General features: G+C 61.7%; 7 protein-coding genes and 3 pseudogenes. All 10 read left to right on the plus strand.

What is annotated here, in order from left to right; genetic code table 11:
- The first annotated feature begins 14 nt into the window (after positions 1-14).
- Complete coding sequence (locus IDH44_RS17715) at positions 15-959, plus strand: ABC transporter permease (RefSeq protein ID WP_190920004.1); 945 nt, start codon at positions 15-17, stop codon at positions 957-959.
- Positions 960-983: 24 nt separating this feature from the next.
- Positions 984-1,868 carry an ABC transporter permease gene (locus IDH44_RS17720; RefSeq protein ID WP_190920006.1) on the plus strand — a complete coding sequence of 295 codons (885 nt, stop codon included), beginning with the start codon at positions 984-986 and terminating at the stop codon, positions 1,866-1,868.
- Between the two features lie 63 nt (positions 1,869-1,931).
- A complete protein-coding gene (locus tag IDH44_RS17725; protein ID WP_190920008.1) occupies positions 1,932-2,930 on the plus strand; it encodes an ABC transporter ATP-binding protein in 999 nt (332 codons plus the stop codon).
- A 93-nt stretch (positions 2,931-3,023) separates the two neighbouring features.
- Positions 3,024-4,277 (plus strand): MFS transporter, encoded by a 1,254-nt coding sequence (locus tag IDH44_RS17730; RefSeq protein ID WP_190920010.1) that lies wholly within the window; start codon positions 3,024-3,026, stop codon positions 4,275-4,277.
- Between the two features lie 157 nt (positions 4,278-4,434).
- The gene (locus tag IDH44_RS17735) at positions 4,435-4,983 is read left to right on the plus strand and encodes a glycerol-3-phosphate responsive antiterminator (protein WP_190920012.1); all 549 of its coding nucleotides are present in this window, start codon (positions 4,435-4,437) and stop codon (positions 4,981-4,983) included.
- 157 nt (positions 4,984-5,140) lie between these two features.
- Complete coding sequence (locus IDH44_RS17740; protein WP_190920014.1) at positions 5,141-5,941, plus strand: HAD-IIA family hydrolase; 801 nt, start codon at positions 5,141-5,143, stop codon at positions 5,939-5,941.
- Positions 5,942-5,969: 28 nt separating this feature from the next.
- Positions 5,970-6,206 (plus strand): annotated as a pseudogene (locus tag IDH44_RS27450) (glycerophosphodiester phosphodiesterase); the annotation flags it as partial.
- A complete protein-coding gene (locus IDH44_RS27005) occupies positions 6,202-6,717 on the plus strand; it encodes a glycerophosphodiester phosphodiesterase (RefSeq protein WP_397326800.1) in 516 nt (171 codons plus the stop codon). The pseudogene IDH44_RS27450 and the gene IDH44_RS27005, both read left to right, overlap by 5 nt.
- Positions 6,714-6,944 (plus strand): annotated as a pseudogene (locus tag IDH44_RS26685) (glycerophosphodiester phosphodiesterase family protein); the annotation flags it as partial. The gene IDH44_RS27005 and the pseudogene IDH44_RS26685, both read left to right, overlap by 4 nt.
- A gap of 115 nt (positions 6,945-7,059) precedes the next feature.
- Positions 7,060-7,614: pseudogene (locus IDH44_RS26690) on the plus strand (ABC transporter ATP-binding protein); the annotation flags it as partial.
- Positions 7,615-8,319: the final 705 nt, after the last annotated feature.

The raw sequence follows: 8,319 nt of genomic DNA on the forward strand, positions 1-8,319 counted from the left end.
GGGAGGAGAGCGATATGCTGAATTTCTTGTTGCGCCGTATCGTCTACATGATTCCCACACTGCTGGGCGTATCCTTTGTCGTATTCATGCTCATTCAGATCGTTCCAGGGAACCCGGTCGATGCATTGCTGCCCCCGGAGGCATCGCAGGAAGCGAAGGAGAACATGATTCGTGACCTGGGACTTGACCGGCCGTTGCTTCTGCAGTATATGAACTGGCTCGGGAAGGTGGTGCAAGGGGATTTCGGTCAATCCATTATCAAAAAGTATTCGATCAATGAATTGATGGGCGAGGCGCTGGCCAACAGCATGCTGCTCGCGCTCGCCTCATCGCTTTTCTCCTTTTTCTTCGCGGTGCTGCTGGGTGTGTACGCAGCGTACCGACCGAATTCGTGGGTTGCTTCGCTTGGCAACATGCTTGCCATCTGCGGAATCAGCGTGCCGAACTTCTGGGGTGGCCTCATCCTGATGGGGGTATTCGGCATCATGCTGGGCTGGCTGCCTCCGATGGGCATGACGTCGATGGGGGGCGGCGGCTTCCTCGACGTGCTGGCACATCTCGTATTGCCAGCGGTTGCTGCCGGCATGGTCACACTCGGGACGATGACGCGGATGGTGCGTAGCAACGTGTATGAGTTATTAAATCAGGAATTTGTCCTGACGTTGCGGGCGAAGGGCGCGCGCCCGATCACGATTCTGTTGCATGTCATGAAAAATGCGACGCCACCGATTTTGACGGTGGCCGGGTTGCAATTCGGCAATTTGCTGGGCGGATCGGTGCTGGTCGAGACCGTATTCTCCTGGCCGGGACTTGGGCATCTGATCTACCAGGGGATCACACAGCGGGATTATCCGATTATTCAGGCGGGTATTCTGGTTATCTCCATCTTCTTCGTTGTCTTGAATATTATCGTTGACGCCCTGCACGCGCTGATCGATCCGAAAGTGCAGCGCGTATAACCGGGACAAAAGGGGGAAGAGCGAGTGGAAGCGAATCTGGATGCCATGGCATCGCCGGGGGCGTTCAAGGAAGACAGTCCATACCGGAAGGCGCTTCGGGCGTTTGTGAAAAACAAAGTCGCGTTTCCGTCGTTTGTCTTTCTCGTCGGGATTGTTTTGGCGACGACGTTTGCCGGCGTGCTGACGCCATACGATCCCTATCAGGGCAATATCGCCAACCGGCTGCAGCCGGTTGGCGCATCCGGTCATCTCCTCGGGACGGACGAACAAGGACGCGACATGCTGACCCGCATTTTATACGGGGGACGGTTAACGCTGCTCGCGGGATTCGTGCCGGTCGTCGTCTCCTCATTGATCGGCGGCACGCTTGGACTGGCTGCGGGATATTTTGGGGGGTGGTTGAACACGGTTATCATGCGAACGCTCGATATCTTCTATGCGTTCCCTGCGGTCATCCTGTCCCTGGGCATCTCCGCAGCGCTTGGACAAGGCATGACGAACATCATTATCGCCATTACGATCGTCTTCATCCCGCCAGTTGCCCGGGTGACGGAGACGGCAGTCAAGCGCATCCGGGGGCGGGAATTCATCGAAGCGGCGAGGTCGAGCGGAGCGGGCCATCTCTCGATCATCCGGTACCAGGTGGTGCCCAATGTGTTCCCGCAAGTGTTCGTATTCGCCACGACGAAAATATCGCTGGGCATCGTAATTGCCGCCGGTCTGAGCTTCCTCGGACTGGGCGTTAACCCGCCGACGCCGGAATGGGGCATTATGCTCAACAACATTAAGCAGATGATCTTCGTAAAACCTGTGCTGACGATTGTGCCGGGCATCTTTCTTTTTCTGACTTCGCTTACCATCAATTTGTGTTCGGACGGCGTCAGCGATGCTATGCAGATTAAGGCGTAGGCTCGCGAGGCCGACGGCTGACCGCGTCTATGCATACGATACGCGTCGAGAGGAGAGACGAGGATGGATGATTCGAATACGATCCTCGAAGTGAGCCATATTTCCAAGACGTTTCGGAGCAAAAATATTTTTGGGCGAACGACCAGTGAAGTATCCGCTGTGAACGACGTGTCGTTTCGTTTGCAAAAGCAACGCACGTTTGGCATTGTTGGCGAATCCGGCTGCGGCAAGTCAACGCTTGCCCGGCTCGTGCTTCGTCTCATCGAGGCCGACGGAGGACGGGTGATGTATCAAGGACACAACTTGCTCGCGCTGGGCGGCGAGGAACTGCGCAAGCTGAGACGGGATATCCAGATGGTGTTTCAGGATCCGTTCTCATCGCTGAATCCGAGCATGACATTGCTGGATAACGTGGCGTTTCCGCTCTGGGTCAACGGGACGTCGAAGCAAGACGGAAGAATTGCGGCGCATCGTTACCTGGAGGCCGTCGGCATCCCGCGTTCATCAGCCGAGCGTTATCCGCAGAGTCTGAGCGGCGGACAACGGCAGCGGGTGGCCATTGCGCGGGCGCTCGTGCTCGAACCGAAGATCGTCATCGCGGACGAGGCGGTCTCCGCGCTCGACAAGTCGATTCAAGCCCAGGCGCTTAATTTGTTTCACGAGCTGCAGCAGGATTTTCGCCTGTCCATGATCTTCATTTCGCATGATCTCCATGTCGTTGAATTGATGAGCGATACGGTCATGGTGATGTATCTGGGCATGGTCGTTGAGGTGGCGAGCGTCGAAGATGTCTACGCGCAGCCCTATCATCCGTATACGCAGGCGCTGTTCAAGTCGACGCCGTCCATGGATGTGACGCACAAAAAGCTCGACGGCTTCAAGCTGAGCGGCGAGCTGCCAAGTCCGCTGAATCCGCCCTCGGGCTGCCGCTTCCGCACCCGTTGTCCGATGGCGATGGAGACCTGCGCCGAACACATGCCCGAACTGATCGAGGTAGGGGACGGGCATACCGTTGCCTGTCATCTATACGGGGAGGCCGACGTTGCTCGCCGCGCGATTTAGAGCAGGGCGATGGCTTCTGTTTTCACTGCGAAACGTGTGCTGTGCGCTGCGGCGTCGGTCGTTTACGCTTGCTTGTTAGGCTGGTGAGGCTTTATGGTGCTTTACGTCTTTTTGACTGTGAATACGTTTTTCTTTTTCGCGATGCTTGGCACGCGCCCGATCATGCCGATCTATGCGGCGGAACTGGGCGTTTCGTCAACGATTATCGGGATGCTTGTTTCAACGACATCCTTTCTGCCGATGCTCATCGCGGTTCGCGCAGGCAAATGGGTTGATCGATTCGGCGCAAAAAAGGGGGCGATCACAGGCGGCGCCGGTGTGTTCGCGGCCTTGCTGATCCCCGCCCTGATTCCCAAAATCGAGTTGTTGTTTTTCTCGCAAACCTTGTTCGGTTTTTTTCAATTATTAATGATTTTGTCCATGCAGAAGACAATCGGCAACCTGCCGGGCAATCGGGACAAGTTGATTACGGCTCACAGCATGTCGGCGGCCGCAGGAGATATGCTTGGGCCGCTTGTAACCGGCTTTACATATGCGCACTACGGGTTTTCGGCGACGTACTTCATTGCCGCCTCGTCGGCGTTGCTTGGGTTGACGCTCATCTTGCTGGTGCGTAGCGAACATTGGCGTGCTAGCGGACCGCGTACGACGAAGACCTATCCATACCAAGGCTCCACCTGGACGCTGCTTCGCAATGTGAATCTCCGCAAGGCGATATTGATCGGCGGGATCGGACTATATTCAAAAGAATTAATCGTCGCCTATTTCCCGCTTTATGCAACCAGCATCGGGATGTCCGCAAGTCGAATCGGCATGATGTTGTCGCTGTCGGCCTTCATGGCGATTCTCGTACGCTTCGTGCAGTTCCCGCTCGTTTTACGGTTTGGCCGTACGACCATTATGACGACGGCGCTGGCAATCAGCGCCACGTTATATCTGGCCCTCGGGCTTACCGATTCTGCCGTTGCGCTCGCCTTGATTATTGCGACGCTCGGTGCGAGTCTCGGGATTGGACAGCCGCTAAGCATGGTGTATACGCTCAATCATACACCGTCTCAGCGGCATGGCGAGGTGCTCGGCATGCGGGTGTCGATTAATCGAACGCTGCAATTTTGCGCGCCGATTGTGTTTGGCGGCGTTGCCGGCGTCTTGGGGCTCACATCGATTTTTTTCTCGAATGCGGCGCTGATGATAGCCGGTGTCTACTTCACGCGCATTCGGGCGGGCCAGGAGGCGCTGCCGGATTCCGGAGCAACATCCGAAGCCCAGACATCGTCGGCAGACGCGGATTCGTCGCGGAGGCGATCGGATGAACAGACGGCGACCGGAGGAAGAGCATCGTTATAACCGCTGACGGCCCGCTCTGCAACCGCGACGTTCGGGAGAGCGTCGCGTCTACACGAAACCTTTACAGCCCGCTGACACAGCGCGAACAATTCGCCGGTATGATGAAGGCAACACCAAGAAAGCTTGGCTAGCCGAGCGGCGAAAGAAGGAAGCGGCGATGAAGCCTTATCCCGTCATTGCGTCGATAACCGAAGAAGGCCAAATCGCGCAAGCGATGGCAAGCAAGGTCAGGCGGCTCAATCTGATGACCGGCAACATCAACAACCTTCAGCAGATCGTGTCGGCGCTGCGGCAGGCGGGCAAGCAGGTGTATGTGCATGTGGAAATGGTCGGCGGAATCGGGCGAGATGCGGCCGCGATTGAGTATCTGGCCGAGACGGTCAAGGCGGACGGCATCATCACGACCAAAAGTCAGGCCATCGCCACGGCCAGACAGCATGGCCTGCGCAGCACGCAGCGGCTGTTCGCGATCGACACGTCGGCCTTCGAGACGGCGCTGCGCATGATCGCTTCGTCCAGGCCGGACGAGGTGGAGCTGATGCCCGGCCTGATGCCGCGCATCATCCGCGAGATGCGGGCGCGGATCCGTCAGCCGCTCATAGTCGGCGGGCTGATCCGGCATCCGGAAGAGCTGCGCGAGGCGCTCGCCAGCGGCGCGGACTATGTATCGGTCGGCAATGCCGCGCTATGGCATGCACACAATTGAATCGACTGTCCCAGGGTGGAGACGATGAGAAAACCCGGCGGTCAGAAATGCGCAGTACCCGGCTCAGGCCCGTATGACGGCTTGGGCGCGGCGTACAGCTTTCTGAGGCTGGGTTTTTTGGCGTGCCCGCAGGCAGTCAGGGGAGGGGAACGCGCAATTGCAACGCGGCAATCACGGCGTCCGCGAATACGCGGCGTATTGCTTCGATCTCGACGGCACCGTCTATGTCGGCGACGAGCCGGTGCCGGGCGCGAAGCGGACGATTGACGAGCTGCGCAGGCAGGGCAAAAAAATCCGCTTCCTCACCAACAGCTCCGTCCACACCCGACTGGATTGCAAGCGGCGGCTGCAACGGCTCGGCGTGGACTGCGAGGAGGAGGAGGTGCTGACCGCGCTGCATCTGAGCGGGCAGTACTTCAGGGAGCAGGCGCCGCAGGCGAGCGTCTTCCTCGTCGGGGAGGAGGCGATGCGGGCGCAGATGGAGCTGAGCGGGGTCGCGGTGGCGCGTGCGCCGGAGCATGCGACCCATGTGCTGGTCGGCATGGACCGCGCGCTCACGTACGAGAAATTGCGGCTCGGCATGCTGGCCGTCCGCGCGGGCGCGCGGCTGATCGCGGTCAATCCCGATCCGGTCTGCCCGGTGCCGCGCGGCTGGATTCCCGACACATGGACGATGGTGCGGGCGCTCGAGACCGCCTCCGGTGCCGTCGCGGAGCTGGTGATCGGCAAGCCGTCGCGGTATTACGCGAACCAGGCGCTGCGCGGCCTCGGTCTGCCGCCGGAACAATGTCTGATGGTCGGCGACCGGCTCGAGACGGATATCGCGCTCGGCACGCAGAGCGGCATGGCGACTGCGCTCGTGCTGACGGGCGTGACGGCGCTGGCCGAGCTGGCGCATAGCGGCCTGCGGCCGACGTACGTGCTGCGCGATATGACGGAGCTTGTCGGCCATTTTTAAGAATGCGCAATGAGAAAGGATGAGGACGATGAAGAGCGAAGCGAAGATCCTGGCGCATCGCGGCGCGAGCGCCTATGCGCCGGAGAATACGATGGAGGCGCTGCTGCTGGCAGCGGAGCAGGGCGCCGACGGCTACGAGATCGACATCCAGCTGACGCGGGACGGCGAGATCGTGCTGCTGCACGACGATACGCTCGATCGCACCTCCGACGGCAGCGGCGATGTGACGAGCTATACGCTGGAGGAGCTGCGGACGTTTAATTACAACAAGCGCTTCGAGGAGGCGGTACCCGCATGCGGCGATTCCGACGCTGCGCGAGGTGCTGCAGCTCGTCAAGGCTCGCGGACTCTATCTCAATATCGAGGTAAAGGACGTGATGGGCAAGCGCGAGCAGTACCGCGATCTGGCATTGCGCGCGGCCGAGCTGGTGGAGGCCGGCGGCACGACCGAGCAGGTGATCTTCTCCTCGTTCAACCACACGACGATGGTGCGGCTCAAGCAGGCGTACCCGCACATGAAGGCGGGGCTGCTGCACTTCGCCGGCCTGCACCTGGCGGGGCGCTACGCCCGCTCGGCGGGAGCCGACGCTCTGCATCCGCTGTATATCGGGGTCAACGAGGATATGATTCGCGAGGCGCACGCCGCCGGGATCGCCGTGCATGCGTGGACGGTCAACGATCGTCCCGAGCTGGGGCGGATGCTGGCTTGCGGCGTGGATGCGATCATCACCGATGTGCCGGATGTGTGCGCCGAAGTGAAGGGGGCGGGCGTATGAGCGGCAGCCGTATCCTCGCCCATCGCGGCGCAAGCGCCTATGCGCCGGAGAATACGATGGCGGCCTTCGAGCTGGCTCGCCGGATGGGCGCCGGCGCGCTCGAGCTCGACGTTCAGCTGACGAAGGACGGACGGCTCGTCGTCATTCACGACCTGACGATCGACCGCACCTCGGACGGCTCGGGCCGGGTCATGGACATGACCTTGGACGAGCTGCGCCAGTATGACTATTCCCATGCCTTCCGGCCGCATGACGCGCAGGCGAGTCCGCTGCACTTCCTGGCCGGCGGCCGGCTGTCCGAGGCGCCAGCGGAGGATTACGGCGAAGCGGGCAGCCGCCTGGCAGAACATTGAATACGGGCTCAAAAACAACAAGGTGCCCAAGGCCGAGCGCACCCGGCTCGTGACGGAGATCGCCGATACGGTAGGGCTGACCCCGCATCTGCGCAAAAAGCCGGAATTCCTCTCCGGCGGCGAGCGCCAGCGCGTGGCGCTCGCCCGGGCGATGGTGAAGCAGCCGGCCGTCTTCCTGATGGACGAGCCGCTCTCCAATCTGGACGCCAAGCTGCGGCAGCAGATGCGGATGGAGCTGATCGAGCTGCACGCGCGGCTGGGCGCGACGTTCGTCTACGTCACCCACGATCAGGTGGAGGCGATGAGCATGGGCACCCGCATCGTGTTGATGAACCACGGTCGCATCATGCAGGCGGACACGCCGCACGGGCTATATCACGATCCGGCCAATCTGTTCGCCTGCCAGTTCATCGGCACGCCGCCGATGAATGTGCTGGAGCTGACGAGCCTGAGCGCCGCCGAGCAGGCCGAGGCGCCGCCCGGCGCCACGTATATCGGCTTCCGCCCGGAGAAGGCGCGGCTGCTGGCGCCGGCAGCGGCGAATGGGGCAGGCGGGACGCTGACGGAGGCGGGGCCGGAGTTGCGTGCATCGGCGGAGGAGCGGTCGAGTGCGGCGGCGAGCGAGCCGGAAGCAAGGGACGTGACGATGGAATCGCAGCGGGCAGCCGTGAAGATGTCGGCGGAGCAAGGGGGCGTGACGGGGTCGGCCGCAGCGGCCGCCACAGGTCCAGGGCCAGGTGCGGCAACGGTGGAGGCAGAGCAAGGCGCTCTGACGCTGGAGGCGCGGCTGAGCGCGCGCGAGCTGCTTGGCGCGGAGATCGTCTACAAGGCGCAGCTGCCCTGCGGCGCCAGCGTGGCGGTAAAATGCTTTGATCAGGCGGAGCGACCGCTCGGCGCGGTGCGGCTGCAGGTGCGGCGCGAGCATCTGTATTACTTCGACGGCGAGCAGCAGCGGATTCGACCGGTGCTGCAGACGGCGGCAACTGCACAGTCGGAGAGCCGACATGGCGCGCCGGCGGATCCGTCCGCGCGGCAACCAGCGGCTGCAGCCGTGCCGCAGGCGGGCCCGGTAGCCGATGACCGGAGCGGCAGCAGTCAGGCCCGAAGAGAGCCGACTGGGAGTGAGCAGGCCGGAGGCGGTCTGACCGGGAGCGGCCGCGAGCCGTCCGTGCCGGCCGGGAGCGCGCGATGAACGGCGCTGCGCGGGGCGTGACGGCGCGCGGCGGAGGCGGCGGGGCACGCCGCGCAG

This window comes from Paenibacillus sabuli, assembly GCF_014705605.1.
In the GTDB taxonomy this organism is placed as follows: Bacteria; Bacillota; Bacilli; order Paenibacillales; family Paenibacillaceae; genus Paenibacillus_D; species Paenibacillus_D sabuli.

Excerpts from the sequence above, each read along its gene's own strand:
- IDH44_RS17735 (WP_190920012.1), top strand. The coding sequence starts at position 4,435 with ATGAAGCCTTATCCCGTCATTGCGTCGATAACCGAAGAAGGCCAAATC.
- IDH44_RS17725 (WP_190920008.1), top strand. The coding sequence starts at position 1,932 with ATGGATGATTCGAATACGATCCTCGAAGTGAGCCATATTTCCAAGACG.
- IDH44_RS17730 (WP_190920010.1), top strand. The coding sequence starts at position 3,024 with ATGGTGCTTTACGTCTTTTTGACTGTGAATACGTTTTTCTTTTTCGCG.
- IDH44_RS17715 (WP_190920004.1), top strand. The coding sequence starts at position 15 with ATGCTGAATTTCTTGTTGCGCCGTATCGTCTACATGATTCCCACACTG.